Consider the following 26,854-nt stretch of genomic DNA (forward strand, 5'->3'; position numbering starts at 1 on the left):
GAGAATGCGGGCGTTCACCGCATCGTTTCGAGAGAATCCGAATGGACAGTCATATCGCTCCGGTGGAGCTGAAGAAGGCCTACCGTCTCCTCAATCACGGCCCGACCGTGCTGGTGTCGGCGCGTCACGGCGGCACCGACAACGTGATGGCTGCCGCGTGGGCCTGCGCGCTCGATTTCATGCCGCCGAAGCTGACGGTCGTGCTCGACAAGCGCGCGAAGACCCGCGAGCTCGTCGAGCGCAGCGGCATGTTCGTGATCCAGATCCCGACCGCCGCGCAGTTGACGCTCACGCATGCGGTCGGCAGCCACAGCCTCGCCGAGCGGCCGGACAAGCTGCGTGAAGCCGGCGTGACGCTGTTCGACGTCGAAGGGCACGACCTGCCGTTCGTCGCCGGCTGCTCGGGCTGGCTCGCGTGCAGGCTGATTCCCGAGCCGCACAACCAGCAGACCTACGACCTGTTCATCGGCGAGGTCGTCGGCGCGTGGTCCGACACGCGCGTGTTCAACGACGGCCACTGGCATTTCGATGCGGCCGATCCGGCATTGCGCAGCCTGCACTACATCGCGGGCGGCAATTTCTATGCGATCGGCGAGGCGCTGTCGGTCGATGCCGGCGCGCGGGACGCGGCACCGTCGCAGTAGCGCCGGGGCCCGCGTCGCCCTGGGGGCGACACGGACAGGGCGGCGCATACGGGCGAACCGCACGCGCCGCGTCGCAACAGACCGTCCGGGATTCGCTCATCTCCCGAGCACGGCATTGGCAACGATCTCGATCGCCATGCCCGGCACCACGAGCGCATGGACGGCGACGCTCGAGCGATTGGGATAGGGCGCCGCAAAGAACTCGCGATACACGCGGTCGATGGCCGGCATGTCGGCGATGTCGGTCATCTGGATCATCACCTGTGTGACGTCGTCGAGCGAGCCGCCGGCGGCCTCCAGCGCGCGTCGCAGATTGGCAAAGGTCAGCCGCGCCTGCACGTCGATCGGGCCCGTCTCGATGGTGCCGTCGTGCCTGACGGGCCCATGCGCCGTGAATACCAGATCTCCGGCGCGCACGGCCCACGAAAACGGCTGGCCGAGTGCGGGCAGCCCGGTATCGATCTCTTCCTTCATTGCGGTCTGCCTCCGATGAGTGCATTCAACGATTCGTACCACTGACAATCCGGATCGCGCAATGCCAGATGGGTGTCGAAATGGTCGAGCCGTGTGGCGACGTGGCACGAAACCGGTGCGGATTGACAAGCGAGCAACGCGGCCAGCCGGCGATTCGACCGGATCACGCGCGGCGAATCGCGTTCGCCGTAGTGCAGTGCGAACGGGATGGCGTTGCCGGCGGCCCAGCAGGCGGGACTGCATACGCCGTCGTCATCGGCGCGCTCGAGCACCATGTCATAGACGCGCGCTTCGAGGCTGCCGGGCGCGGGGGCGGGATGGCTGATATCCATGATGCCGCTGATCGGTGCACAGCCGCGGATCGACCATGCGTCATCCGGATTCACGCGCCGGGAGTTGGCGCGCAACGCGGTCAGCGCGGCAAGATGGCCGCCGGCCGAATGTCCGGCGACGTATACGTTTCGCATGTCGCCCGCGAACGTGCGCGACTCGGCAAGCGCGCGCAGCAATTGCGTGCAGTCGTCGAGCGCGGCCGGCATGCGGGATTCCGGCGCAAGCCGATAGTTGGGCAGGACGAGCACGGCGCCGAGGCGCGTGACGTGCTCGGCCATGAACCAGCCGTATTCCTTGTGACCGTTCGTCCAGCCCCCGCCATGCCAGAAGATGACGACAGGCGCGCCGGCAGCGTCATGCGGGTAAAAGACGTCGTACGTGTGCCGGCGATGCGGCCCATAGGCAATGTTGCGCAAGCCGGCGTCGGCGGGGATCTCGCGTGCCCAGCGCAGCACGGTCTCGGCATAGGCCTCGGCGCTTGCGGTGGGGAGCGGCATCTGTTTTTCCAGTTGAAGAACCGGCTCGATCATTCGACCTCCTCGTCGATCGCGCCACGCGTTCGGCATTCCGGTTGCCTGCGCGGCTGGGTTGAAGGATTCGTATGATAGGGGAACCTGAAAATTTATACAAAATAGAAAATTTATATTGACCGCGTTTTTTTGCGGCTGAACAATCCGTGCAGCGGATGATGGTCGGCGGCGTGCGCCGGCGATTCGTCCGCGCCTCGCGAACCGGAACGGCGCGAGGTTCCGAACGACTACCAGGAGACACCGATGAATCAGTTCGTGGCCGCCGACGCCATGCGCAAGACGACGCTCAGGATCGTGCCGTTGTTGTTCATGCTGTGGCTTGTCAATTTTCTCGACCGGGTCAACGTGAGCTTCGCGGCGCTCGACATGACGAAGGCGTTTCACTTCACGCCCGAGCTCTACGGGTTCGGGGCCGGCATCTTCTTCATCGGCTACATCCTGTTTGAAATCCCCAGCAACCTGGCGCTTCAGCGGTTCGGCGCGCGCGTCTGGCTGACGCGAATCATCGTCACGTGGGGCATCGTGTCCGCGCTGCAGGCGTTCATCTTCGATGCGACGAGCTTCGTTGCGATCCGCTTTCTGCTCGGCGTGGCGGAGGCCGGGTTTCTGCCCGGCGTGCTCTACTACCTGACCCGCTGGTTCCCGGCCGAACGGCGCGCGAGGGCAATCGGACAGGTGATGTCGGCCAACATGATCGCCGTCGTCGTCGGCGCGCCGCTGTCCGCGGCGATCATGTCGATCGACCATGCGGCCGGGCTGGCCGGCTGGCAGTGGATGTTCATCGTCGAAGCGGTGCCGGCAGTCGCGCTGGGCGTGGTCACCTATTGCTTCCTGTCGGACGAACCGCAACAGGCGACGTGGCTGTCGGCACCGGAGCGTGCGTGGCTGGTCGACGCGATGCAGCGCGATCGTGCGGCGGCCGCGTCGATTGGAACCGAGCGATTCGGCGACGCGCTGCGCGAGCCGATCGTGTGGCTGCTCGGTTTGCTCTACCTGATGGTCGGGGTTGGTTTCTTCGGCATTACGTTGTGGCTGCCGCAGATCGTCAGGCAGATTGCGGAGATGTCGACGATGCGCGTCGGCCTGTTCAGCGCAGTGCCGTTTCTGCTCGGCGCGGTGGCGATGGTCGTCAACGGCCGCCACTCGGATCGCACGCTCGAGCGCCGCTGGCATCTTGCGTTGCCGCTCGCGATCGGAAGTCTCGGCCTCGCGGCGAGCGCGGTTGCCCCGTCGGCGGTCGCCGCAATGGCGTGCGTATGCGTGGCGATGCTGGGCATCGGCGCGTCGTTGAGCGTGTTCTGGTCGATCCCGTCGTCGTTCCTGACGGGGCGCGCCGCGGCCGGCGGTCTTGCGCTCGTCAACATGATCAGCGGCTTGTCGGGGTTCGTCGGCCCGTACGTGATCGGCTGGATTCGCGGCCATTCGCCCGATTTCGCGAACGCGCTGTTCTTCATGGCGGGGAGCGTTGCCATCGCCGCGTTGCTGGCAGCGGTGCTGCCGTTTCCGGTCGCGCCGGGAGGGCGGGTCGAACCCGCATCGCGTTCGATCGGGTGACGGGCCGGGCAGTTGCCGAGACGGCCGTTGTCCGTCTGGCGCGTCAGGACAGGAATTGCGCGACGACTTGCGCGGTTTCGTCGATGTGCGCGAGCAGCAATGCCTGCGCCCGCTTCGTATCGCGCGCGAGCACAGCCTCCATCAGCGCCTGATGTTCGGTCACGATGTCGCGCGCAAGAATTTCCTTCGGCAGCGGCCCCGTGATCCGCATCCGGCGGTAGCGCTCCGAATGCCGCACGAGCTGCTCGTCGATGCGATGCAACCATTCCGAACGGGCCGCGCTGAGCAGCGCGGCGTGGAACCGCCGGTGCGCAAGCTCCCAACGATTGGCGGCAGGGATGTCGTGGTCTGCGGGCAGCGGCGTGTGGACCAGCTTGTAGAACGCTGCCGTGATCTGCGCGCCCCATTCCTCGTCGCCGCGCTTGATCGCGTCGGCAAGGAGGTCCTTCTCGATTTTCTTGCGCGTTTCGAGAATGTCGAAGAGGTCTTCCTTCGATACGCCGGCGACCCTGAAGCCGCGCTGGCCCTCGTTGGCCACGAGTCCGTCGCAGCTCAACTGCATCAGCGCCTCGCGAATGGGGCTGATGCCGACGCCATACCGTTCCTGAAGCGCTTGCGGGCGCAACTTCTCTCCAGGGGAAAAGACGCCGGCGAGCAGGTCGCTCTGCAGATAGTCGTACGCCTGTTCCGAAAGCGTGGCTTTCGGGGCGTCCGCTTCAGTCCGTTGTAGCGATTGTGCGCGTTGTCCCATCGTGCTGCCTCCGCAACCGCTGTTGCGGGCCTGCCTGTTGTCGTCCGCGAAGTATACACATTCGGGATGTCGTCAGGGGAAACCATGGTTTGTGCAAATTCCCATATATTTATATAGACATCATAATTTATAAATTATAGCTTGTGCACTGACGGTGCGCGGCCGCGCACGTCATCCACCATCAGGCGCGAGGAGACGAATGAACAAACAACCGATATTGCCCGGCCTTGCGCTGGCGCTGGCCGGCGTGGCTCATGCACAAAGCAGCGTGACGCTGTATGGAATTCTGTCGGAAGGCGTCATGTATACGAACAATGCGGGCGGACACGCGCAGTGGCAACTGGCGAGCGGCATCCAGCAGTCGCCGCGGTTCGGCCTGACCGGGAAGGAGGAGCTGGGCGGCGGAACGCGCGCGATCTTCACGCTGGAGGGCGGATTCAACCTGTCGACCGGCGTGCTCGGCCAGGGAGGGCGCCTGTTCGGCCGGCAGGCCTTGGTCGGGATTGCCAACGATCGATTCGGGCAGGTCACGTTCGGTCGGCAGACCGACACGATGGCGCAAAGCCTCGGGGCTTACGAGGCAGCCGTCCAGTTCGCGACCTACGGTCCCCCGATCGGCGACAACGACAACGTCTTTCCGACCTTCCGCATCAACAACACGATCCAGTACAAGAGCGCGAACGTCGCCGGTTTCCAGTTGTTGTCCGCGTATGGCATCTCGAACCAGGCCGCGGGGTTTTCCCGCAATCGCGATTTCAACGCGGCGCTGACCTATGCAAGCGGACCGTTCAGCGCCGCGATGGCCTATCACGTCGTCAATCGCCCCAACGACGCGGCGAATACCGCGGGGGCGGTATCGGGCGACTATGGATTCACGTCACCGTTCGTGGCGAGCGACGCAGGCGCGGGTGTCGACCGGCAGCGGATGGTCGGCATCGGCGGATCGTATGCGCTGGGGAGCGCGAAAGTATCGCTGCTATACACGCAATCCCGTTTCGACTATGTCGACCGGTCGAGGCTGACGCTCGACAACTACGAGGCGACGGTGACCGACTACCTGTCGCCGACGCTGTTGGTCGGCATCGGCTACATCTTTACCGACGGTCGCTCCGAACCTGCCGGCAAGCGGCCCAAATGGCATCAGGTCGATGCCGGCGTCGACTGGTTCCTGTCGAAGCGGACGGATCTCTTCCTGGCGGGCATTTTTCAACGCGCGGCGGGTGACGCGAACCATGCGCAGATCTACTACAACTCGCCGTCGGCGACGCGTCAGCAGGTTTCAGTGTCGATGGGAATACGGCACAAGTTCTGAGTACGGACGCGCTGATCACGCGAGCGGCGCATCGTTCACACCGCCTTCAATTCCCGCAACATCAACGCGACGAACGCTTCCGCGACACGCGGCAGCGTGCGTCCGCGTTTGCGGATCAACGCGATCGGGCGCACGAACGCGGGATCGTCGATCGGTTTCGCGACGAGCGCCGGTTCGGTCAGCACTTCGCGCGCCGTCGCGGGCAGGATCGTCACGCCGAGCCCGCCGCGCACCATCGCGACGGCCGTCGTCATGTAGGTCGGTTCGCACGCGATGTCCGGCTCGCAGCCGGCCGCGTCGAGCGCCGCATCGACGACGCTGCGCACGCTGGTGCCCTGCGCGGTCAGCACGAGCGGCTCGCGCGCGACGTCGGCGGCCGTGACGCGGCGCTTGCGCGCCAGCGCGTGATCCTTCGGGCACACGGCGACCAGCCGGTCCGAGCCCGCATACAGCACCTCGAGCGCCGCATCGAACGCGTCGCCGCCCGTCAGGCCGAGATCCGCTTCCTCGTTGCGCACGAGCGACGTGACGAGACTCGCGACGCCGTCGCGAATCTCGAAGCCGGCGAGCGGCACGTCCCGCCTGAACGCCTGGATCAGCTCCGGCAGCGCGCTCGACGCGAACGTCGGCAGGCACGCGAGCCGGACGGTGCCGCTCGATCCTTCACCGAGCGCGCGCGCATCGCGCAGCACGCGCTCCATGTCGTCGAGCGAACGCTGCAGCAGCGGCAGCAGCTCGCGCCCCGTCTGCGTCAGCGCGACGCTGCGGCTGTTGCGGTCGAACAGCCGCGCGCCGACGATCTCCTCCAGCCGCCGGATCTGCACGGTCAGCGCGGGCTGTGACAGATGGAGGCGCGCGGCGGCGCGCGTGAAGTTGCCGGCGTGCGCGACGGTGACGAACGCACGAATGTCGCGAAGATTCAGATCCATAACAAGTCGTAATTGCTGCGATCAAATCATTTCAATTGTGCTATCGCTGCGCCGACCTTACGCTCGTCTCCAACAAAAGACAATGGTTGGAGACAAGCATGCTGCCATTACTCGGGCTCGTCACGATCGCCGTCCTGCTCGGCGCGATCCTGTCGAAGCGGATGTCCCCGCTCGTCGCGCTGATCGTCGTGCCGATCGCGGCATCGCTGATCGGCGGCTTCGGGCTGCAGACCAGCAAGTTCGTCGTCGACGGGCTGAAGAACCTCGCGCCGGTCGTCGGCATGTTCGTGTTCGCGATCCTTTATTTCGGCACGATCACCGATGCCGGCACGCTCGATCCGATCATCGACCGCATCCTGCGCGCGGTCGGCACGCGGCCGACGCGCATCGTGATGGGCACGACGCTGCTCGCGTTGCTGATCCATCTCGACGGCTCCGGCGCCGTGTGCTTCCTCGTGACGATTCCGGCGGTGCTGCCGCTCTATGACCGCTTGAAGATGGACCGGCGCGTGCTGGCCGCGGCCGTGTCGATGGCGGCCGGCATCAACTTCCTGCCGTGGACGGGGCCGATGATCCGCGCGTCGGCGTCGCTGCACCTGCCGGTGTCGGCGCTGTTCAATCCGCTGATTCCGGTGCAGGCGATCGGCCTCGTGTTCGTGTTCGGCGCCGCGTACTGGCTCGGCCGGCGCGAGGAGAAGCGCCTCGGCATCGCGCGGCACGACGCGTCGATTCCGCTGCCGACGCGTGAGCTGACACCGGAAGAACAGGCGCTGCGCCGGCCGCGCAACTTCTGGTTCAACCTCGCGCTGACGCTCGTCGTGCTCGGCACGATGGTCGTGATGGGCGAGAAGATCCCGCCGGCGATCATGTTCATGGTCGGGTTGTGCATCGCGCTGATGGTCAACTATCCGGACGTCGACATGCAGAGGAAGCGCATCGACGCGCATGCGCGCGCCGCGCTGATGATGGCGGGCATTTTGCTCGCGGCCGGCGTGTTCACCGGCGTCATGCAGGGCAGCGGGATGCTGAAGGCGATGGCGCAGGCGGCGGTCGGCTTCGTGCCGCCGTCGATGGCCGGCCACATCCCGGTCGTGCTCGGGCTGCTGTCGATGCCGCTCAGCATGGTGTTCGATCCCGATTCGTTCTACTTCGGCGTGCTGCCGGTGGTCGCCGAAGTGGCCGGCCAGCTCGGCGTGCCGGCCGTGCATGTCGGGCAGGCGGCGCTGCTCGGCCAGATGACGACGGGGTTTCCCGTCAGTCCGCTGACGCCCGCGACGTTCCTCGTCGTCGGCCTGTGCGGGATCGAGCTCGCCGAGCACCAGAAATTCACGTTCCCGCTGCTGTTCGGCGCGTCGATCGTCATGACGGTCGCGTGCGTCGCGCTGGGAATCTTCTCGTTGTGAGTCCTACCTGATGACGGTGCAATGATGTCAGCAATGCAACCCGGAAAGCGCGTACGCATCGGCGCGGGCGCAGGCTACTCGGGCGACCGGATCGAACCGGCCGTCGAACTCGCCGAACACGGCCGGCTCGATTACCTGGTGTTCGAATGCCTCGCGGAGCGCACGATCGCGATCGCGCAGCAGGCGAAGCGCAGGGATCCGGCGCTCGGCTACGATCCGCTGCTCGACGCGCGGATGCGGGCCGTGCTGCCGGTTGCCGTGGCGAGGCGCGTGCGCATCGTGTCGAACATGGGCGCCGCGAATCCGCACGCGGCCGCACGCAGGACCGCGCAGATCGCACAGTCGCTCGGCTTCGGCGGGCTGAAGATCGCGGCGGTCGGCGGCGACGACGTGCTCGACGTCGTGCTGCAAGGGCGGTTCCGTTTCGAGGAAACCGGCGACGACGTCGCCGCGTATCGCGACCGCATCGTATCGGCGAACGCGTACCTCGGCGCCGCGCCGATCGTCGACGCGCTCGCGGCCGGCGCGGACATCGTGCTGACGGGGCGCGTCGCGGACCCGTCGCTGTTCGCCGCGCCGCTCATCCATGAATTCGGCTGGCGCATGGACGACTGGCGCACGCTCGGGCAGGCGACCGTCGTCGGCCATCTGCTCGAATGCGCGGGGCAGGTGACGGGCGGCTATTTCGCCGACCCCGGCTACAAGGACGTGCCGAACCTCGCGCGGCTCGGCTTTCCGATCGGCGAGGTCGACGCGGACGGCTCGGTCGTGATTACGAAGGTGCCGCACGCGGGCGGCCGTGTGAGCGCGGCGACCTGCAAGGAACAGCTGCTCTACGAGATTCACGATCCTGCCCGCTATCTGCAGCCGGACGTCATCGCGGATTTCAGCGGCGTCGACGTGACGGAGGAGGCGCCGGATCGCGTGCGCGTGACGGGCGGGCGCGGCGTTGCGCGGCCGGACACGCTGAAGGTGTCGGTCGCGTATGCGGACGGCTTCATCGGCGAAGGGCAGATTTCGTACGGCGGCCCCGGCGCGCTGGCGCGGGCGCGCGTCGCGCTCGACATCGTCCGCGAGCGCCTCGCGCTGACGGGCGTGGCCGCGAGCGAGCTGCGCTTCGACCTGATCGGCGTCGATTCGCTGTACGGCGGCACCGCGGTGGCCGAGCCCGGCGAGCCGGCCGAAGTGCGCGTGCGGGTGGCCGGGCGCGCGGCGACGGCCGACGAAGCGCTGCGCATCGGCAACGAGGTCGAGACGCTTTATACCAACGGCCCGGCGGGCGGCGGCGGGGTCGTCAAGGCGACGCGCGAAGTGATCGCGGTGCAGTCGGTGCTGTTGCCGCGCACGGCCGTCACGCCGTCGTTTTCATTCGTGGAGGCTTGAGATGAAGCTGCGGGAACTGGCGCATTCGCGCACCGGCGACAAGGGCAACACGCTGAACGTGTCGGTGATCTGCCACGATCCGCGTCACTACGATCATCTGCGCACGCACCTGAGCGCGGACGCGGTCAAGGCGTGGCTCGCCGACATCGTGCACGGCGACGTCGTGCGTCACGAATTGCCGAAGCTGGCTGCGTTCAACTTCGTGCTCGGCGCGGCGCTCGGCGGCGGCGTCACGCGTTCGCTCGCGCTCGATGCGCACGGCAAGTCGGTCAGCTCGGCCTTGCTCGCGATCGAGGTGCCGGCGCCGGCGTGAGCGGGGCCGATCGGTCGGCCGTGTTGGTACGCGTCGGCGCGTGCGATGCGCTTCGACCCCGTCATCGAGCGAAACGGGGATCGTACGCTGGCCGGCCGAAATGATGAGGACAGCCACGGACAGGGATAGCGACTAATATGAAAGGACTGCGGCCCACGGTTGCGCAAGCTCCGGCGTGGCGCGCCGCGACGCGCGTGTCGCGGCCGTTCGCGGGCACGGGAAGGAGGGGCGGGAAATGCGAAGAATCTACGTGTTGTTGCCCAACGCGAAGAGTGCGACGCGGATCATCGACGAGTTATTGCTCAAACGAGTCGAATGGCGCCATGTCCACGTGCTGGCGGCGCCGGGCGTGAAAACCGAAAACCTGCCGCAAGCGACGCTCGCGCAGCGCAGCGACCTGCTGCCGGCGCTCGGGCGCGGCACGCTGGTCGGCTGGCTGGTGGGGATGGTGGTCGGGCTCGCCGCGCTGGTGTTCCATCCGGAAGGGCTGAAGTTCGGCGCGGGCGCCGTTGTGCTGATCACGCTGCTCAGCGCCGGGTTCGGCGCGTGGACCGCGACGATGATCGGCGTCGACGTGCCGAATACGCGGCTCAAGCGCTTCGAGGGTGCGGTCGAGAAGGGCGAACTGCTGCTGATGGTGGACGTCAAGACCGATCGCGTCGATGAAATCGAGGCGTTGATCAAGAAGCACCATCCGGAAGCGGACGTCGAAGGGCACGACCCGACGATCCCGGCGTTTCCTTGAGCCGCCGGGCGGTGCGCTCGACGGCGCGCTTGATTGCGCGATGACGCGGCGTGGCGGCGCGCGTGCCGACCGCGCCGCTTTTGCGCGCGCCGGTGCCTGACCGACGCGCGATCGGCCGCCGCATGCGCGTGCGTCGGCCCGAGCGACTACCCATCGCACCCGTCGATCCGGCACGCCATCCTGATAAGCTGTCGCGATTCCGGGATGGCGCCGCCGACGGCTGCGCCAACAGAAAGAACAACGACACTCCGACGGGCCCGCATTTCAGATGACCTCGACTTTCCGCCGCGTCAGCCGACTGCTGACGATTGCCGGCTGCGGCCTGTGCGCCGCGCTGCCGGCCCAAGCCGCGCATGCGGCCGACGCTACGCCCCCCGACCGCCTGCTGCACGGCTTCATCCGCGACACCTACGGCAAGTGGCGCGCCGATCGCCGGGGCTGGCAGCCCGTCGACGGCGACAACGTCTACCAGCCGTGCGCGTCGCTGCGGGTGAGCACGCCGGACGGCCCGCGCTACCTGCTCGCGATGTGCGGCGCAACCGCCGCCAGCGTGCAGAACGGCACGCCGCGCATGGATTCCCAGGGCGATACGGGCGCGGTCGACCTGTACGTGCTCAAGCCCGTGCGGGACGGCAAGGCGCTGGCGCCGGTGATCACGAAAGCCGACATCGCGTCCGGCAACTACGGCGAGCCGGGCACGGTGAGCATCCAGCGCCTCGGGCCGCATCTGTTCGGCTTCGTGCTGAGCGACGGCGTGACGCTGCAGGGCTATTCGGTGAGCATGCGCAGCATCTGGCTGCCGCGCGGCAACGGGTTCGTGCTGGCCGCGCCGCGCATCAACGAAGCGCTCGACAATTCAGCGTCGAACGACTGCGCGAATGCGAAGGCGCACTGCGAGGCGCGGCGCTTCGAGATCACGCCCGATACGAGCGGCAGCGACGACGTCTATCCGCTGACGGTGACCGAAACCGGCTCGCGCGGAAACCGGGCGATCCATGCGCGCTACACGGTGAAGTTCGACGCAGCACGCGGCCGCTACGTCGTGCCGAAGGCATTGCAGGAAGGGTATTGAGCGGGGCGCGCGCGTAATGCGAGGCGGCAGGTCGTGCCGCCCGCGCATCACACGTACAGGTACCGGACGAGGTGGAAGAACACCGGCGCCGCGAAGCAGATCGAGTCGACGCGGTCGAGCATCCCGCCGTGGCCGGCGATCATCGAGCCCCAGTCCTTCGTGCCGAGCGAGCGCTTGACGGCCGACAGCACGAGCCCGCCGACGAAGCCCGCGATCACGATCGCGAGCGAGATGCCGAACGCCGCGCCGAAGCTGAACGGCGTCACGCGATACAGCGACGCGCCGCACAGCGTCGCGAGCAGGCCGCCGCCGACGAAGCCCTCGATCGTCTTCGACGGCGACAGGCGCGGCGCGATCTTGCGGCGTCCGAACAGCTTGCCGACCACGTACTGCAGCACGTCGCTGATCTGCACGACGACGAGGAAGAAGAACAGCAGCAGCGCGTTCTGGCCGGTGTAGTGCGGAATGTCGAGGATCAGCACCGCGGGCGCATGGCTCAGCCCGTACACGCAGACCATCAGCGCCCAGTTGATCTTCGCGTTGCGGCTCAGGAACTCGCGCGTGTCCTGCGTGAGCGCCGACACGAGCGACATCGCGAAGAACAGGTGCACCGGCACGAAGATCGAGTACATCCCGTACCAGTCGATCGCGAGCAGCAGGTACTGCACGGGAATCGCGACGAAGAACGCGATGAACAGCGTCGTGTGGTCGCTCGCGGTGGTCGGCGTGAGCGTGATGAATTCGCGCAGCGTCAGGTACGACAGCAGCGCGAACACGAGGTAGGTGATGTTGTTGCCGAGGCCGATCGCGATCACCATCACCGCGATCATCGCCCACCACGCGTGGATGCGCTGGTTCAGGTTGACGATGGTCGCGCTCGCGCCGCCGCTGCGCGCGCCGAGGATCGCGCCGATCACGGTCGCGACGGCCAGGAGGGCCGTGACGCCCGCGACCAGTTCCCAGAAGAGAGTACGCATATCGAAGTCCGGATGAGAAGGGAAGCGCGGCGTTCAGCCTGCGGGGCGCTGCGGCGCGAGCGCGACGATCGCGTCGCGCATGCGGGCGAGGAACGACGGCTTGTCCTCCTGGTCGCCGCGCGCCTCGTTCGCGCCGAAGTGCACCTTGCAGATCAGCGGCACCGGCCAGATCGCGCCTTTCGGCATGATCCGCTGCAGGTTCTCCAGGTAGACCGGCGCGAGCGCGACGTTCGGGAACTCGCTCGCGAGATGGAACAGCCCGCTCTTGAACGGCTGCGGCAGCGCTTCCGCGCTGCGCGTGCCTTCGGGGAAGATGATGATCGAATGGCCCTGCGCGAGCGCGTCGCGCACGGGGTCGAGCGGGTCGCCGCCGGTTTCGCGGTGGCGGTCGATCAGCACGACGTTCAGCAGCTTCTGCGCGATGTGGCGCTTCAGGTCGCTGCTGTCCCAGTAGTCGCGCGCGGCGACCGGCCGCACGACCGCGCGCACGTTGCGCGGCAGCGCGGCGAGGATCGCGAGCGTGTCGATGTGGCTCGTATGGTTCGAGAAGTAGATTTTCTGCGTCGGCGAGGGCGGCGCCTGATGCCAGACCGGATACGCGCCGGCGACGAGGCGCACGATCGACAGCAGGAAATCGCGTTGCCAAGCATGCAGGATGTTCATCGGCGACGCGCCTCCTGTTCGCATGCCTGCCGCGCCGCATCGCTGCGGCGGGCAGGTTCCCGGAATGCCGGCGCGCTGCGTGGCGCGCCGGACGGCCCATATTTGACTATTTTCAAGTTTGTGAATGCCTGTCGCGGGCCCGCGATAATCGGCGGAAGTCGCGATGAACGGCGTGAATGACCGCTATTGGACAGGTGCGCGAATGCGGCGAATACGATGTGGCGCGGCATTCGGGCCAGCGGATTATCGCGAGTTTCCGCGAAAAACACCAGAATGCCGCGCCGCGGCCCGCGGCCCGCGGCCCGCGGCGTCGGGCGTCGCGCGACACCTTTCGGCATGCTTGACGCACGATGGCCGCTCGGCGACGATTATGGCCGTCCATTGATACGACCTCTCCGCCATCCGGGGCATGACCGGCGAAGACGTCCCGCAAGCCGTGCGAATAAAACGATGAGCCTCTACGCACTCAAACCCAAATTCCAGAACTGCCTGCGCCCGCTCGCGGATTCCCTTGCCGAACGCGGCGTCACCGCGAACCAGGTCACGCTGTTCGCCGCCGGCGGCTCGATCGTCGTCGGCGCGCTCGCCGGGCTCGGCGGGCTCGCCAAGGCGCTGTTCCTGCTGATCCCGCTGTGGCTGTTCTTGCGCATGGCGCTGAATGCGATCGACGGCATGCTCGCGCGCGAGCACGGGCAGAAGAGCACGCTCGGCGCGTACCTGAACGAGCTCGGCGACATCGTGTCGGACGTCGCGCTCGTGCTGCCGTTCCTCGCGGTGCCGGCGTTCGCTCAAGCGGACGTCTGGCTGTTCGCACTGCTGGCGGTGATCGTCGAAGGCGCGGGGCTGATCGGGCCGCTCGCCGGCGCGAGCCGGCGCTACGACGGCCCGTTCGGCAAGAGCGACCGGGCGCTCGCGCTCGGCGCGTTCGCGCTGTGGATCGGCGTCGGCCTGCCGGTCGGCGGCATCGCCGCATGGCTGTGGCGGCTCCTGATCGTGCTGTCGGTCGTGACCGTGGTGCGGCGCGTGCGGGCCGGCGTCGCCGAAGCGGGCGGCTGACCCGGGCAACGCCGGGGAACGGCGTCGTGGGGTGGCGTCGAATAGATTCGAATAACGAAACGAGAGAAAACGCATGAGCGCACGCATCGCCCGCGAGGCAGACTTCACCACCCATGACGGCGAAACGCTGTTCTACCGTCACTGGCCCGCGACTGGCGCGCGCTGCCGCGGCGCGATCGTGCTGCTGCATCGCGGGCATGAGCATTCGGCGCGCGTCGCGCACCTCGTCGACGAGCTCGACCTGCCCGAATTCGCGTTCTTCGCGTGGGACGCGCGCGGTCACGGCCGCTCGCCGGGCGCGCGCGGCTACAGCCCGAGCGCGGCCGCGTCGGTGCGCGACCTGCAGACCTTCGTCGAGCACATCCGCGACGCGCACGGCATCGCGATCGAGGACATGGCGGTGGTCGGCCAGAGCGTCGGCGCGGTGCTCGCGGCGACCTGGGCGCACGACTACGCGCCGCCGATCCGCTGCCTCGTCGTCGCGTCGCCGGCGTTCCGCATCAAGCTCTACGTGCCGTTCGCGCGGCCCGGCCTGAGGCTGATGCACAAGCTGCGCGGGCTGTTCTACGTGAACAGCTACGTGAAGCCGAAATTCCTCACGCACGACCCCGAGCGCATCGCGAGCTACGCGGCCGATCCGCTGATCACGCGGCCGATCGCGGTCAACATGCTGCTCGACCTGCACGACACCGCGCAGCGGATCGTCGCGGACGCCGCGGCGATCACCGTGCCGACGCAGCTGCTGATCTCCGGCGCGGACTGGGTCGTCCATCGCGGCCCGCAGGACCGCTTCTACGAGCGCCTCGGCGCGGCGCGCAAGGAGCGCATCGTGCTGCCGGGCTTCTATCACGACACGCTCGGCGAGCGCGACCGCGCGCAGGCGCTCGCGCCGCTGCGCGCGTTCGTGCTGCGCGAATTCGATGCGCCGAGCCCGTGCGTGTCGCTCGCCGACGCCGACCGGCGCGGCGCGTTCCACGACGAATACGCGGCGCTCCAGCTGCCGCCCGCGAATCCGCTCACGCGCGCTTACTGGGCGGTCACGCGGGCAGGGCTGAAGGCGGGCGGCGCGCTGTCCGACGGCATCGCGCTCGGGCTGAAGCTCGGCTTCGATTCGGGCTCGACGCTCGACTACGTGTACCGCAACCATGCGCAGGGGCGCCTCGGCGTCGGCCGGCTGATCGACCGCACCTATCTTGATTCGCCGGGCTGGGCCGGCATCCGCCAGCGCAAGCTGCACCTGCAGGAACTGATCGGCGCGGCGATCGCGCGGCTGCGCGGCGCCAGCGCGCCGGTGCGGATCGTCGACATCGCGGCCGGGCACGGCCGCTACGTGCTCGACGCGATCGCGTCGGCGGCCGAGCGCGACGGCGCCGCGCCCGACGACATCACGCTGCGCGACTACAGCCCGCCGAACGTCGAGGCAGGGCGCGTGCTGATCGCGCAGCGCGGCCTCGAGCCGATCGCGCGCTTCGAGCGCGGCGACGCGTTCGACGAGGCGTCGCTCGCGACGCTCGAGCCGCGCCCGACGCTCGCGATCGTGTCGGGCCTCTACGAGCTGTTCGGCGAGAACGCGCTGATCGAGCGCTCGCTGCGCGGGCTCGCGCAGGCGGTGCCGCCGGGCGGCTATCTCGTCTACACGGGGCAGCCGTGGCATCCGCAGCTCGAGTTCATCGCGCGCGCGCTGAACAACCACCGCGGCGACGCGACCTGGGTGATGCGGCGCCGCTCGCAGGCCGAGATGGACGAGCTCGTCGCGCGCGCCGGGTTCCGCAAGCTCGACCAGCGGATCGACGAGATGGGGATCTTCACGGTCAGTCTCGCGCAGCGGGTCGACGCGTGACGAGCGAGCTCGGCGGCGGCGCACGCGGCCTTTCTGCACCTGCACCTGCACCGGCGGCGGCCGGTGCGCGCGACGCGTCGTTTGCGCTGCGCCTGCGCTGGCTTGCGGTGATGGGCGCGGTGTTCTTCTCGAGCTACGGCTTCGCGAACTGGCTCGCCGCGCGGCGCGCCGCGGTGCCGACCTTCGCGTTCGGCTGGGAGCATGCGATCCCGTTCGTGCCGTGGACGATCGTGCCGTACTGGTCGATCGACCTGCTGTACGCGCTGTCGTTCTTCTTCTGGACCCGCCGCGACGACCTGCTCGATCACGTGAAGCGATTGCTGACCGTGCAGCTGATCTCGGTCGCGTGCTTCATCGCGTGGCCGCTGCGCTTCGGCTTCGAGCGGCCCGACGCGGGCGGCGTGGCAGGCGCGTTGTTCACGCTGCTGATGGGCTTCGACAAGCCGTTCAACCAGGCGCCGTCGCTGCATATCGGCCTGCTCGTCGTGCTGTGGGCAGTCTACGCAACGCACCTGCGCGGCACGCTGGCGCGCGCCGCGCTGCATCTGTGGTTCGCGGCGATCGGCGTGTCGGTGCTGACGACCTACCAGCATCACGTGATCGACGTGCCGACCGGCGCGGCGGTCGGCTGTCTCGCGCTGCTCCTGTTCCCGCTGCGCGACACGTCGGGCCGGCGGCCGGTCACGGACGCGGCGCCTTCCATGGCGCCCTCGGCGGCGAGCCGCGCGCTGGCGCGCCGCTATGCGCTCGGCGCGGGCGTTGTCGCATTGTTCGCGCTGCTCGCGCTCGCTTCCATTGCGCGCGCGGCCGGCTGGGCGCTGGCGGCGGGGTGGGTCGCGCTGGCGCTCGCGTGCGTCGCATGGATCTATTGGCGCGGCGCGCCGGGCGCGTTCCAGAAGGACGCCGACGGCCGGTTCCCGCCGTTCATGCAATGGCTGCTCGCACCGACGATCGCCGGCGCGTTCGTCAACTCGCGCGCGTGGACGTTCCGGCGGCCCGCGCCCGCGCGGCTCGACGAGCGCGTGTCGATCGGCCGCACGCCGACCACGCGCGAGCTGCGGCGGCACGGCTTTACCGGCGTCGTCGACCTGACCGCCGAGATGCCGCGCTGGGCCGCGGCGGACCCGTCGTGCGCGTATGCGACGGTGCCGCAGCTCGATCTCGTCGCGCCGACGGCGCGGCAATTGCAGCAGGCCGTCGCGGCGCTCGAGCGCCTGCACGGCGAGGGGCGCGACGTGCTCGTCTGCTGCGCGCTCGGCTACGGGCGCAGCGTGCTGTGCGCGGCCGCATGGATCGCGATGCGGCGCGGGCTGCACGATGCGCGCGACGCGCTGGCCGCGGTGCGGGCGGTCCGGCCGCGCGCGGTGTGGTCGGATGAAGCGGTGGCCGTGCTGCAGGACTGGATCGACCGCCGGGCGGCGGAGGAGGGCGCATGATGCGCGACCGGTCCGCGCCGTACCGGATCGCCGCGGCGCGCGGCGCGCTCGATGCGGGCGCGTGGGCGGTCGCCGTTGCACTCGTGGCGGCGGGCGCGGGATGGTGGGTCGCGTCGGGCTGGAGCGCCGCGCCGTTCGCGCAGGCGCTGCTCGCGAGCGTCAGCACCGCGTCGGGCGTCGCGGCGCTGTGGTTCGCGGTGCGGATCGCGATCGACCGCAGATTGTTCGCGGCGCTGGCTGATGCGGTGTCGGCAGCGGCGCCGCCGGAGCCCGCCGGCGCCGATGCGCTTGCCGCGCTCGACCGCGCGCTCGCCGACCTCGGCTGGATCGACGCGACGAAGGCCGGCCGCACGCTCGATGCGCGGGTGCGCGGCGCGATCGGCCTGTGCCGGACCGGCGTATGGATCGCGGTCGTCCAGTGGCTCGTCGTCGGGGCCGCGATCGCGGCGTCGGGGATCTGGCGCGTGCTGGCCTGACGTCAGCCCGTCACGCCGTCACTTCATCGCGCTGCGCGCGATGCGGCCGCGACCGCTTGACCTCGTACATCGCCTGGTCCGCGTGCTCGATCAGCGCGTCCATTTCGGTGCCGTCGTCCGGCAGCACCGCGATCCCGACGCTGACGCCGAGCGCGAGCGGCCGGCCTTCGAACTCGAACGGCGCGCCGACCTGGCGGGCCAGCCGGTCGCTTTGCGTCTGCGCGTCGTCGCGGCCGCGGATGTTCGGCAGGATCACGCCGAATTCGTCGCCGCCGAGCCGCGCGACCGTGTCCGAACGCCGCACGACGCCCATCATCCGCGCCGCGGTCTCGCGCAGCGCGGCGTCGCCCGCACGGTGCCCGAGCACGTCGTTGATCGGCTTCAGGCCGTCCATGTCGATGTTGAGGATGCCGAGCCTGCCGTTGCCGCGCAGCGCGGTGTGCATCGACTGCCGCAGGCGGTCGTAGAACAGCGCGCGGTTCGGCAGGCCGGTGAGCGCGTCGTGCGTCGCGCGCAGGTACAGCTCGTTCGCCTCGTTGCGCGCCGCATGGAACATCGCCGCGGCGATCAGCCCGGCCATCAGGCGCAACGTGCCGGCGTCGGCCGGCGAAAAGCCGTCCACGCTCGGCGACATCACCTTGAGCACGCCGACCGTCGTGTCGAGGTGCGTGAGCGGCATCACGAGCATCGAGCGCAGTCCGACGCGGCGGCACGCGTCGCGATCGACCCGCGGATCGATCTCCGAATCGACGCAGCGCAGCATCTCGCCCTCGGTCACGCAGCGGCCCGACAGGCTGCCCGAGCGCCGCAGCCGCAGCCCGAGCATCCCGGCGGCGTTGCCCGATGCGGCGCGATACACCATGTCGTCGCCTTCCGCGAACTCGACCGCCGCGCCGGCCGCGCCCGTGAGGCGCGGCATCAGGTCGGCGACGTAGGCCATCACGCTGCCGAGGTCGAGGCCGAGCCGGGCGATTTCGGTCTGCGCGGCGATGATGCGCAGCAGGGTTTCCGGGGGCGGGATGGCGATGTCTGAGGATTGATGCACGTTGGTTTTTCCACGAAGAAAACGCGGCGGGCGGTTGCGGAATGCGGTAGCATACGCGCCGCTTACGCAGAGGCGCGCGGCCTGCAACGGGCTCGCCGTCGACGTTTCGCCTGCCGGATTCAGGGCCCGTGCACGATTTTCCGCGCCGGCAGCGTCCGGCATTGTGCCGTTCGGCGATTTCAGCAGCAACGGCGCAATTCATACCTCTCACGCACGGCGTGCAGCATTTCTGACCGGAATCGGGGCTTTCATGCAGTGCATGTTCGAACTGGGGTAATTTTTAATCTATTTTTGAGATAGTGTGACGAATCGGATTTGCGCGGGTGCCGGTGCCAGGCATGCGCAGCGGCGCGGGGGCGCTGTCGTGGCCAGCCACGCCGATTCGATCACCACATCAGGACCTGGATTCAAGGGGAAGCATTGGGGATGTGCATTCGCCTGCCCGGCTGCGCCGCGTGCGTCGCTTTCGACACTGTCGACCATCACATGAAGCGGGGCCGCGCATGAAGCCGGCCGCATCGCTGTTCGTCTCGATCGCGGCCGCGGCCGGCACGTTCTACGCGGCCTGCCTGCCGGCCGCCACGCCGGTCGCGCCCGGCACGGCCGGGGCCGCCGCAATTCCGGCTCCGGTTCCGGCGCCGGTCGCAGCCCAGGTGGCGGCTCCGACGGCCCCGGCGAGCGCGCCGTCCGCCGTCCGGGGCGCGACCACCGTGCGCCTGCCGTTCTCGACGCTCGGCGCGTTCGATCCGCTGCGCCTGCGCGGCGCCGACGACGCGCGCACGATCAGCGCCGGCGTGCGGCTCGACCGCGTGGTGAGCGCCGCGCGGCTGCGCCTGACCTACGCGTACTCGCCGTCGCTGGTGTTCCCGCTGTCGCACCTGAAGGTGTCGATCAACGGCGAGGTGGTCGCCACCGTGCCGTTCGACGCGCCGCGCGCGGGCCGCACGGTCACGCAGGAGATCCCGATCGATCCGCGCTATTTCTCGGATTTCAACCAGATCGGGCTGCGGCTGATCGCGCACTATTCGCTCGATCACTGCGAAGATCCCGCGAATTCGGCGCTGTGGGCCGACGTGAGCCCGACGAGCGAGCTGATCCTCGACGAGACGCCGGTGCGCCTGCCGAACGATCTCGCGCTGCTGCCCGCGCCGTTCTTCGACCGCCGCGACAACGGGCGGGTGCGCCTGCCGTTCGTGCTGCCCGCGTCGCCGGACACCGCGACGCTGCGCAGCGCGGGCGTGCTCGCGTCGTGGTTCGGCGCGCTCGCGGACTACCGCCATGCGCGCTTCCCGGTGTCGTCCGCGCTGCCGGCGAACGACCACGCGGTGCTGATCGGCCCGGTCGCCGCGCTGCCGCCGGGCCTCGCGCTGCCGTCCGTCAACGGCCCGACGCTCGCGGTCGTCGACAATCCCGCCGCGCCGGAGCGCAAGGTGCTGGTCGTCACCGGCCGCACGGCCGCCGAAGTCGACGACGCGGCCGCGACGCTGGTGCTCGGCCGCGCGGCGCTGTCGGGGCCGTCGGCGACGGTCGCGCACGTCGACGCCGGCGCGCCGCGCAAGCCGTACGACGCGCCGCGCTGGCTGCCGGTCGACCGGCCGATCGCGTTCCGCGAGCTGGTGGCGGACCCGCGCGAGCTGGAAGTGCGCGGCACGTCGCCGGACGCGATCCGGCTGAACCTGCGGGTGCCGGCCGACCTGCATTCGTGGAACGGCGCGGGCGTGCCGATCACGCTGCGCTACCGCTACACGGCGCCGACCGTGCAGGACAATTCGACGCTCGCGGTCGAGATCAACGACCAGCTCGTGAAGTCGTACCGGCTCGGGCCGTCCCACGCCGAGGACGCGCGCGGCCGCATGCAGCTGCCGTTGCTGTCGGTGCCGGAAGGGCGCGTGACGAGCGACGTCGACATTCCGGCGTTCCGCGTCGGCAGCGGCAACCAGCTGCAGTTCCGCTTCACGCTCGATTCGCAGAAGACGGGCCTGTGCTCGAGCACCGCGACCGAGCCGCAGCGCGCGGCGATCGACCCGGATTCGACGATCGATTTCTCGCACTTCGTCCATTACGCGCAACTGCCGAACCTCGCGTATTTCGCGAACAGCGGCTTCCCGTTCACGCGCTTCGCGGACCTGTCGCAGACCGCGGTCGTGCTCGCCGACCGGCCGTCGCCGCAGGAGCTCGAGGCGTACCTGACGATGCTCGGCCACATGGGCGAGTGGACCGGCTACCCGGCGCTGCGCGTGCAGGTCGCGCGCCCGGGCGACATGGCCGCGCTGCGCGACAAGGACCTGCTGGTGATCGACGGCGCGCCGTCGTTCCCGCTGCTCGAGCGCTGGCGGGCGGCGCTGCCGCTGTCGTTCGGCGAGCAGGGCGGCGCGGGCGGCGCGCGGGTCGCGTTCACGGTCAAGGAGCGCTGGCGCAACGGCGTCGGCATGGCCGAGGGCGGCGCGCACATCGAGCAGACCGGCTCGCTCGCGGCGCTCGTCGGCTTCGAGCTGCCGGACAGCCGCGGCCGCAGCGTCGTCGCGCTGACGGCGACCGACCAGCCGCAGCTCGGCACGCTGCTCGACGTGTTCGAGAACGCCGGGCTCGTGTCGCAGCTGCAGGGCGATCTCGCGGTGGTGCGGCCGGGCACGGTCGACAGCATGCGCGTGGGCGAGCCTTACGTGGTCGGCTTCGTGCCGTGGTATGCGCGGCTCTGGACGCATGCGGCGCGGCATCCGGTCGTGCTCGGCGCGGTCGGCGTCGTCGCGGGCCTGCTGCTCGCGCTCGGCGCGTTCAGCGTGCTGCAAAGGATTGCCGCGCGGCGACGGGGGATGTGACGGATGGCGCAGGCAACGGCAAGGCGGCAGGCGAGCCTGCCGGCGTGGCGCGCCGGCGCGGCGCTGACGCTGGCGCTGGCGGCGTCAACCGCCGGCATGGCCGCGAGCGCGCCGGCCGCGGGCAAGGACGCGGCCGGCGCGGCCGATGGGGCATGCGCAGCCGCATGGCCGCGCTGGGACGCGTTCAAGCGTGATTTCGTGTCGGCCGACGGCCGCGTGATCGACGTCGGCTCGGACGATGCGCGCACGGTGTCGGAAGGGCAGGGATACGGGCTGTTCTTCGCGCTGGTCGCGAACGACCGGCCCGCGTTCGACAGGATGCTCGCGTGGACCGAGAACAACCTCGCGCAGGGCGACCTGAGCGCGCACCTGCCCGCGTGGCTGTGGGGGCGCGCGGCCGACGGCGCGTGGCGCGTGCTCGACGCGAACGCCGCGTCGGACGCCGATCTGTGGATCGCCTATGCGCTCGTCGAGGCGGGCCGCCTGTGGCGCGAGCGCAGCTACACCGCGCGCGGCGCGCTGCTGGCGAAGCGGGTGCTCGACCACGAGACGGCCACCGTGCCGGGGCTCGGGCTCACGCTGCTGCCGGGGCCGGTCGGCTTCCGGCTCGCGAACGACCTGTGGCGGGTCAACCCGAGCTATTCGCCGCCGCAGGTGATCCGCGGCCTCGGCGCACGGCTGCCGGACGACCGCCGCTGGGCCGCGCTCGCGGCCGGCACCGGGCGGGTGCTGCTCGACACCGCGCCGAAGGGCTTCGCGCCGGACTGGGCGCTGTTCCGCGCGGGCGCGGGCTTCGCGCCCGATCCGGCCACGCACGCGGAGAGCGCGTACAACGCGATCCGCGTGTATTTGTGGGCCGGCATGCTCGATTCGGCCGATCCGCTCGCCGCGCCGCTGCTCGCGCGCTTCGCACCGTTCGCCGAGCACATCGCTGCGCACAGCGCGCCGCCAGAGAAGGTCGACACGACGACCGGCGCCGCCGGGCCGAACGACGGCAACGGCGGCTTCTCGGCGGCGGCGGTCCCGTTCCTGGACGCGCGCGGCCAGCATGCGCTCGCGGACGCGCAGGCGGCGCGCGTCGACACGCTCGCGCGACGCTCGCCGCCGGGCTACTACACGAGCGTGCTGACGCTGTTCGGCCTCGGCTGGCGCGACGCCCGCTACCGTTTCGCCGCGGACGGCACGCTGGACGTGCGCTGGGGGGATCGCCGATGCGCCGCCCGCTGAAGCGCGCCGCGCCGCACGTGGCCGGGCTTGCGTGGCTCGCGTCGTCGGTCTGCGCGGCGGCGGCCGCGCCGGCTGCACCTGCGCCGGCCGCGCCTGTGCCGGCCGCGCCTGTGCCGGCCGCGTCGGACGCCGCCGACGCGCGGCGGCTGCTGGCGACCGCACGCATGTGGGGCGTCAAGCACCGCGACGATCTCGCGCGCGACGCGATCCGCAAGGGGCTGCTGATCGCGCCCGGCGATCCGGCGCTGCTCGCCGAGCAGGTGCGCGTGCTGCTGCGCCTGGGCGATGCGCAGGGCGCGCAGGCGGCGCTGGCGCGCCTGAAGGCGCAGGCGGGCGGCACGCCCGCGACGCGGCGCGCCGACGACGAATACCGGGTCGCGACGAGCGGCCGCGAGGAGATGGCGCAGATCCGCCTGCTCGCGCGCAGCGGCCGCGCGGACGAGGCCGCCCGGCGGATCGTCGCGCTGTTCCCGAACGGCGCGCCGTCGGGCGCGCTCGGCGCCGAGTACTACCAGATCGTCGCGAACGGGCCGGGCGGCCGGGACGCGGCGATCGCGGCGCTGCGCCGCGCGGTCGCGGCCGATCCGGACGACGTCGACGCGGCGCTCGGGCTTGCGAAGCTGCTGAACCAGCGCGGCGAGACGCGCGCGGAAGCGAACCGGCTCGCGTGGGCGCTCGCGCGGCGCACCGACGCCGATCACACGGAAGCGATGGCGGTGTGGCGGCGCGTGCTGCAGTCGGCCGATGCGGACCCGGCCTACCTCGACGCGATGCGCGCGTACCTCGCGCTCGTGCCGGACGACACCGAATTCCGCGACAAGGTCGCGGGGCTGGAGCGGCAGCGCGACGCGCAGCTGCGCCTCGAACGCGACCCGAACTACATCGCGCAGCAGCGCGGCCTGCAGGCGCTCGCGCGCGGCGATCTCGCCGCGGCCGAGCCGCTGCTGACGCAGGCCGCGCGCGTGCGGGCCGGCGACGCGGATGCGCTCGGCGGGCTCGGGCTGCTGCGACTGCGGCAGGGCCGGCACGACGACGCGCGCGCGCTGTTCGCGCGCGCCGCGGCGCTCGCGCCCGACCAGCGCGGCAAATGGGACAGCCTCGCGCGGACCGCGCGGTTCTGGGGCACGCTCGCGCAGGGCCGCGCGGCCGCGGCGGCGGGGCGGCCGCAGGACGCGGAACGCGCGGCGCGCGCCGCGCTCGCGATGCAGCCGGACAGCCCGGACGCGACGCTGCAGCTCGCCGACGCGCTGCTCGCGCAGCGCGACTGGGCGCGCGCGGAGCCGCTGCTGCGCGGCCTGCTGGCGGCGCGCGCGCCGAGCGCGTCGGCGGTGCGCAGCACGGCCACGCTGTACGAGAACACCGGCCGCGTGGATCAGGTCGGCCCGCTGCTCGACGCGCTGCAAGGCCGGGTCGAGGGCCGCGACGACCGGCGCGCGCTCGACGGCCTGCGCGCCAACCTGCTCGCGCAGCAGGCGCGCGCGCTCGCGGACAAGGGCGCGCGCGGGCCGGCCGCGCAGCGCTACGAAGCGGCGGTGCGCGCGGCGCCCGACGCGCCGTGGACCCGCTTCGCGCTCGCGCGCCTGTATCGCGACATGGGGCTGCCGCAGCTCGGCCGCACCGTGATGGACGAAGGGCTCGCGCAATCCGACGAGCCGGAGATGCATTACGCGACGGCGCTGTACCGTAATTCGATCGACGACGTCGCGGGCGCGCAGGCCACGCTCGCGCCCGTCGGCGACGCGCGGCGCTCGGACGGCATGCGTGCGCTCGCCCGCAAGCTGGACGCGGAAAGCGCGCTCGCCGACGCGCGCGGCGCGCTGGTGCGCGGCGACAGGGCGGCATGCGCGGCGGCGCTCGCGCACGCGCAGGCGTTCGCGCCGGACGATCCCGACATGCTGGCCGCAATCGGCGCGCAATGGATCGACGCGGGCGAGCCCGAACGCGGCCTCGCGCCGTTGCGCGACTGGATCGCCGCGCATCCGCGCGACGCCGACGCCGACGTGCGGCTGCGCTACGGCGACCTGCTCGGCGGCGCGGGCCGCGACGGCGAGCTCGCCGCGTGGCTCGACGCGATCCGCCGCGAGCCGTCGCTGACGGCCGCGCAGACCGCGCGGCTCGAAGACCAGTCGCTGCGGCTGATCCTGCGCCGCACCGACGACGCGATCGCGCAGCAGGACTACGCCGCGGCGCGCCGGCTGCTCGACCGCGCGAGCCCTGCGGCCAAGGCGGACCCGCGCTACGCGCTCGAAGCGGCCGACCTCGAGCGCGCGCAGGGCCGCTACGACGCGGCGCGCGCCGCGCTCGCGCCGGTCGTCGCGCGCACGCCGGACGACGCCGATGCGCAGCTCGCGCTCGCGCGGATCGACGAGGACAGCGGCGACCGTGCCGGCGCGCTGGCGCGCGTGCGGGCGGTGCTCGCGCGCGCCAGTGCCGACGACGTCGACACGCAGTTGTCGGCGGTACGCCGCCTCATCGCGCTGCGCCGCGCGGACGACGCGGCGGACATCACCGGCCGGCTGCAGGCGGCCTATCCGGCGCGCGCGGACGTGACGGTCGCGGCGGGGCGGGTGGCCGAGGCGCAGGGCCGCTACGACGACGCGGCGTCGCTGTACCGGCTGTCGCAGTCGCAGGAGCGCGCGAGCGGCGTGGGCCCACGCCGCGACGGCCGCACGCCCGCGCAGGCCGCGTTCGCCGATCTGGAGCAGCGCCGCGATCCCGAATTCGAGATCGGCTGGCTGCCCGCGTACAAGTCGGGCGACCAGGGCGTGTCCGCGTACCGCGCGCAGCAGGTGCCGATCTACGTGCAGATGCCCGTCCGCTACGACGGCCATGCATTCCTGCAGGTCGACACCGTGCATCTCGACGCCGGCACGCTCGACACGAGCAATCCGGATGCGTATGCGCTCAAGACGTTCGGCCTGCATCCGGCGCTGAGTTCGCCGAGCGCGAATCCGCCCGGCTCGCTGCATCAGTCGGCGACGGGCGTCGCGCTCGGCGCGGGCTACCGGTCGGATGCGTGGCGCTTCGACGTCGGCACGTCGCCGCTCGGCTTCCCGGTGCACTACGTGGTCGGCGGCGTGCGCTACCGGTTCGATGCCGGGCCCGCGAGCTTCACGATGAACGCGTCGCGGCGGCCGCAGACGAGCAGCGTGCTGTCGTATGCGGGCATGCGCGACCCGTGGACCGGCGCGGTGTGGGGCGGCGTGCGTCGCGACGGCGTGGACCTGCGCGCGGCGCTCGACGTCGGCCGCGCGAACCTGTTCGCGGAATTCGGTGCGGGCGTGCTGACCGGCCGCAACGTCGAGCGCAACACGGCGCTCACGCTGCGCACCGGCTTCACGATGCCCGTGTACGAGCGCGCGACGATGCGCGTGAGCACCGGCCTCGTCGGCAGCGCGTGGCATTACGCGCAGAACCTGCGCTACTACACGTACGGCCAGGGCGGCTACTACAGCCCGCAGCGCTACCTGTCGCTCGGCGTGCCGGTCGAGTGGGAAGGGCGCCGGGACGCGCTGTCGTGGGACCTGACCGTGACGGGCGGGATATCGAACAGCTACGAGCGCGATTCGCCGTATTTCCCGATCGGGGCGCCGAACGTCGCCGGCCTGCGGCCCGCGGCGGATTACGCCGGGCAGGCATACGGCGGCAGCTCGACGCGCGGCGTGTCGTTCTCGTATGGCGTGAACGGCCTCGTCGAGTACCGGATGAACCCGCACCTGAGCGTCGGCGCGCAGCTGAAGATCGACCGTTCGCACGACTACGCGCCGAGTTCGGCGATGGTGTACCTGCGCTACGCGTTCGACGCGCGCGCGCCGCGCACCGGCCTCGTCACGCCGACGCCGGTGCGGCTCTATTCGGATTTTTAGCGTGAA

At 70.4% G+C, this 26,854-nt stretch carries 22 protein-coding genes; 15 read left to right on the top strand and 7 right to left on the bottom strand.

The features are described from left to right. The first annotated feature begins 41 nt into the window (after positions 1-41). Positions 42-644, top strand: a complete 603-nt coding sequence (locus tag HWX31_RS06835) for a flavin reductase family protein (protein ID WP_174963969.1) — start codon at positions 42-44, stop codon at positions 642-644. A 96-nt stretch (positions 645-740) separates the two neighbouring features. Here the strand turns inward: HWX31_RS06835 and HWX31_RS06840 are convergent, their stop codons facing one another. Both HWX31_RS06840 and HWX31_RS06845 read right to left on the bottom strand, forming a co-directional pair. Beyond that, positions 741-1,118 (bottom strand): RidA family protein, encoded by a 378-nt coding sequence (locus HWX31_RS06840; RefSeq protein ID WP_174963968.1) that lies wholly within the window; start codon positions 1,116-1,118, stop codon positions 741-743. Next, positions 1,115-1,981 carry an alpha/beta hydrolase gene (locus HWX31_RS06845; RefSeq protein WP_174963967.1) on the bottom strand — a complete coding sequence of 289 codons (867 nt, stop codon included), beginning with the start codon at positions 1,979-1,981 and terminating at the stop codon, positions 1,115-1,117. The genes HWX31_RS06840 and HWX31_RS06845 overlap by 4 nt, the downstream gene beginning before the upstream one ends. A 243-nt stretch (positions 1,982-2,224) precedes the next feature. Here HWX31_RS06845 and HWX31_RS06850 point away from each other — a divergent pair, with 243 nt between their 5' ends. Then, entirely contained in the window at positions 2,225-3,535 is a 1,311-nt protein-coding gene (locus tag HWX31_RS06850) for an MFS transporter (protein ID WP_208456074.1), read from the top strand. Between the two features lie 43 nt (positions 3,536-3,578). On the opposite strand, the gene HWX31_RS06855 is transcribed toward HWX31_RS06850, so the two are convergent. After that, the gene (locus HWX31_RS06855; protein ID WP_174963966.1) at positions 3,579-4,286 is read right to left on the bottom strand and encodes a GntR family transcriptional regulator; all 708 of its coding nucleotides are present in this window, start codon (positions 4,284-4,286) and stop codon (positions 3,579-3,581) included. Between the two features lie 199 nt (positions 4,287-4,485). Between HWX31_RS06855 and HWX31_RS06860 the strand changes: the two genes are divergently transcribed. After that, positions 4,486-5,598 (top strand): porin, encoded by a 1,113-nt coding sequence (locus HWX31_RS06860; RefSeq protein ID WP_174963965.1) that lies wholly within the window; start codon positions 4,486-4,488, stop codon positions 5,596-5,598. A 35-nt stretch (positions 5,599-5,633) separates the two neighbouring features. Here the strand turns inward: HWX31_RS06860 and HWX31_RS06865 are convergent, their stop codons facing one another. Then, on the bottom strand, positions 5,634-6,527 hold the full coding sequence (locus HWX31_RS06865; protein WP_174963964.1) for a LysR family transcriptional regulator: 894 nt from the start codon (positions 6,525-6,527) through the stop codon (positions 5,634-5,636). Positions 6,528-6,625: 98 nt separating this feature from the next. Between HWX31_RS06865 and HWX31_RS06870 the strand changes: the two genes are divergently transcribed. From HWX31_RS06870 to HWX31_RS06890, 5 genes are all read left to right on the top strand, one after another. After that, positions 6,626-7,930 (top strand): CitMHS family transporter, encoded by a 1,305-nt coding sequence (locus tag HWX31_RS06870; protein WP_174963963.1) that lies wholly within the window; start codon positions 6,626-6,628, stop codon positions 7,928-7,930. Between the two features lie 24 nt (positions 7,931-7,954). Next, entirely contained in the window at positions 7,955-9,313 is a 1,359-nt protein-coding gene (locus HWX31_RS06875) for an acyclic terpene utilization AtuA family protein (protein WP_174964009.1), read from the top strand. A 1-nt stretch (position 9,314) separates the two neighbouring features. Then, complete coding sequence (locus tag HWX31_RS06880) at positions 9,315-9,626, top strand: AtuA-related protein (RefSeq protein WP_174963962.1); 312 nt, start codon at positions 9,315-9,317, stop codon at positions 9,624-9,626. Between the two features lie 235 nt (positions 9,627-9,861). Beyond that, entirely contained in the window at positions 9,862-10,371 is a 510-nt protein-coding gene (locus HWX31_RS06885) for a DUF1269 domain-containing protein (protein WP_174963961.1), read from the top strand. A gap of 268 nt (positions 10,372-10,639) precedes the next feature. Next, positions 10,640-11,443 carry a topoisomerase IV gene (locus HWX31_RS06890; RefSeq protein WP_174963960.1) on the top strand — a complete coding sequence of 268 codons (804 nt, stop codon included), beginning with the start codon at positions 10,640-10,642 and terminating at the stop codon, positions 11,441-11,443. A 47-nt stretch (positions 11,444-11,490) separates the two neighbouring features. Here the strand turns inward: HWX31_RS06890 and HWX31_RS06895 are convergent, their stop codons facing one another. Together HWX31_RS06895 and HWX31_RS06900 are read right to left on the bottom strand one after the other, a co-directional pair. Continuing rightward, entirely contained in the window at positions 11,491-12,420 is a 930-nt protein-coding gene (locus HWX31_RS06895) for a phosphatidate cytidylyltransferase (protein WP_174963959.1), read from the bottom strand. A 33-nt stretch (positions 12,421-12,453) separates the two neighbouring features. Further along, a complete protein-coding gene (locus HWX31_RS06900; RefSeq protein ID WP_174963958.1) occupies positions 12,454-13,083 on the bottom strand; it encodes a lysophospholipid acyltransferase family protein in 630 nt (209 codons plus the stop codon). Between the two features lie 450 nt (positions 13,084-13,533). Between HWX31_RS06900 and HWX31_RS06905 the strand changes: the two genes are divergently transcribed. From HWX31_RS06905 to HWX31_RS06920, 4 genes are all read left to right on the top strand, one after another. Beyond that, a complete protein-coding gene (locus HWX31_RS06905) occupies positions 13,534-14,139 on the top strand; it encodes a CDP-alcohol phosphatidyltransferase family protein (protein WP_059616131.1) in 606 nt (201 codons plus the stop codon). 73 nt (positions 14,140-14,212) lie between these two features. Beyond that, the gene (locus HWX31_RS06910; RefSeq protein WP_174963957.1) at positions 14,213-15,979 is read left to right on the top strand and encodes a bifunctional alpha/beta hydrolase/class I SAM-dependent methyltransferase; all 1,767 of its coding nucleotides are present in this window, start codon (positions 14,213-14,215) and stop codon (positions 15,977-15,979) included. After that, the gene (locus HWX31_RS06915; RefSeq protein WP_244143669.1) at positions 15,976-17,415 is read left to right on the top strand and encodes a phosphatase PAP2/dual specificity phosphatase family protein; all 1,440 of its coding nucleotides are present in this window, start codon (positions 15,976-15,978) and stop codon (positions 17,413-17,415) included. Before HWX31_RS06910 ends, HWX31_RS06915 begins: the two co-directional genes overlap by 4 nt. Next, entirely contained in the window at positions 17,415-17,891 is a 477-nt protein-coding gene (locus HWX31_RS06920; protein ID WP_174964007.1) for a hypothetical protein, read from the top strand. Before HWX31_RS06915 ends, HWX31_RS06920 begins: the two co-directional genes overlap by 1 nt. Positions 17,892-17,901: 10 nt before the next feature. On the opposite strand, the gene HWX31_RS06925 is transcribed toward HWX31_RS06920, so the two are convergent. Then, entirely contained in the window at positions 17,902-18,936 is a 1,035-nt protein-coding gene (locus HWX31_RS06925) for a sensor domain-containing diguanylate cyclase (RefSeq protein ID WP_174963956.1), read from the bottom strand. 503 nt (positions 18,937-19,439) lie between these two features. Between HWX31_RS06925 and bcsB the strand changes: the two genes are divergently transcribed. The 3 genes from bcsB to HWX31_RS06940 are packed head-to-tail and all read left to right on the top strand — an operon-like array spanning position 19,440 to position 26,848. After that, on the top strand, positions 19,440-21,755 hold the full coding sequence (bcsB, locus tag HWX31_RS06930; protein WP_174963955.1) for a cellulose biosynthesis cyclic di-GMP-binding regulatory protein BcsB: 2,316 nt from the start codon (positions 19,440-19,442) through the stop codon (positions 21,753-21,755). Between the two features lie 3 nt (positions 21,756-21,758). Further along, a complete protein-coding gene (gene bcsZ, locus HWX31_RS06935) occupies positions 21,759-22,982 on the top strand; it encodes a cellulose synthase complex periplasmic endoglucanase BcsZ (protein WP_174963954.1) in 1,224 nt (407 codons plus the stop codon). Further along, a complete protein-coding gene (locus HWX31_RS06940; protein ID WP_175933883.1) occupies positions 22,967-26,848 on the top strand; it encodes a cellulose synthase subunit BcsC-related outer membrane protein in 3,882 nt (1,293 codons plus the stop codon). The genes bcsZ and HWX31_RS06940 overlap by 16 nt, the downstream gene beginning before the upstream one ends. Positions 26,849-26,854: the final 6 nt, after the last annotated feature.

Source organism: Burkholderia ubonensis, assembly GCF_902833085.1.
Taxonomy (GTDB): Bacteria; Pseudomonadota; Gammaproteobacteria; order Burkholderiales; family Burkholderiaceae; genus Burkholderia; species Burkholderia ubonensis.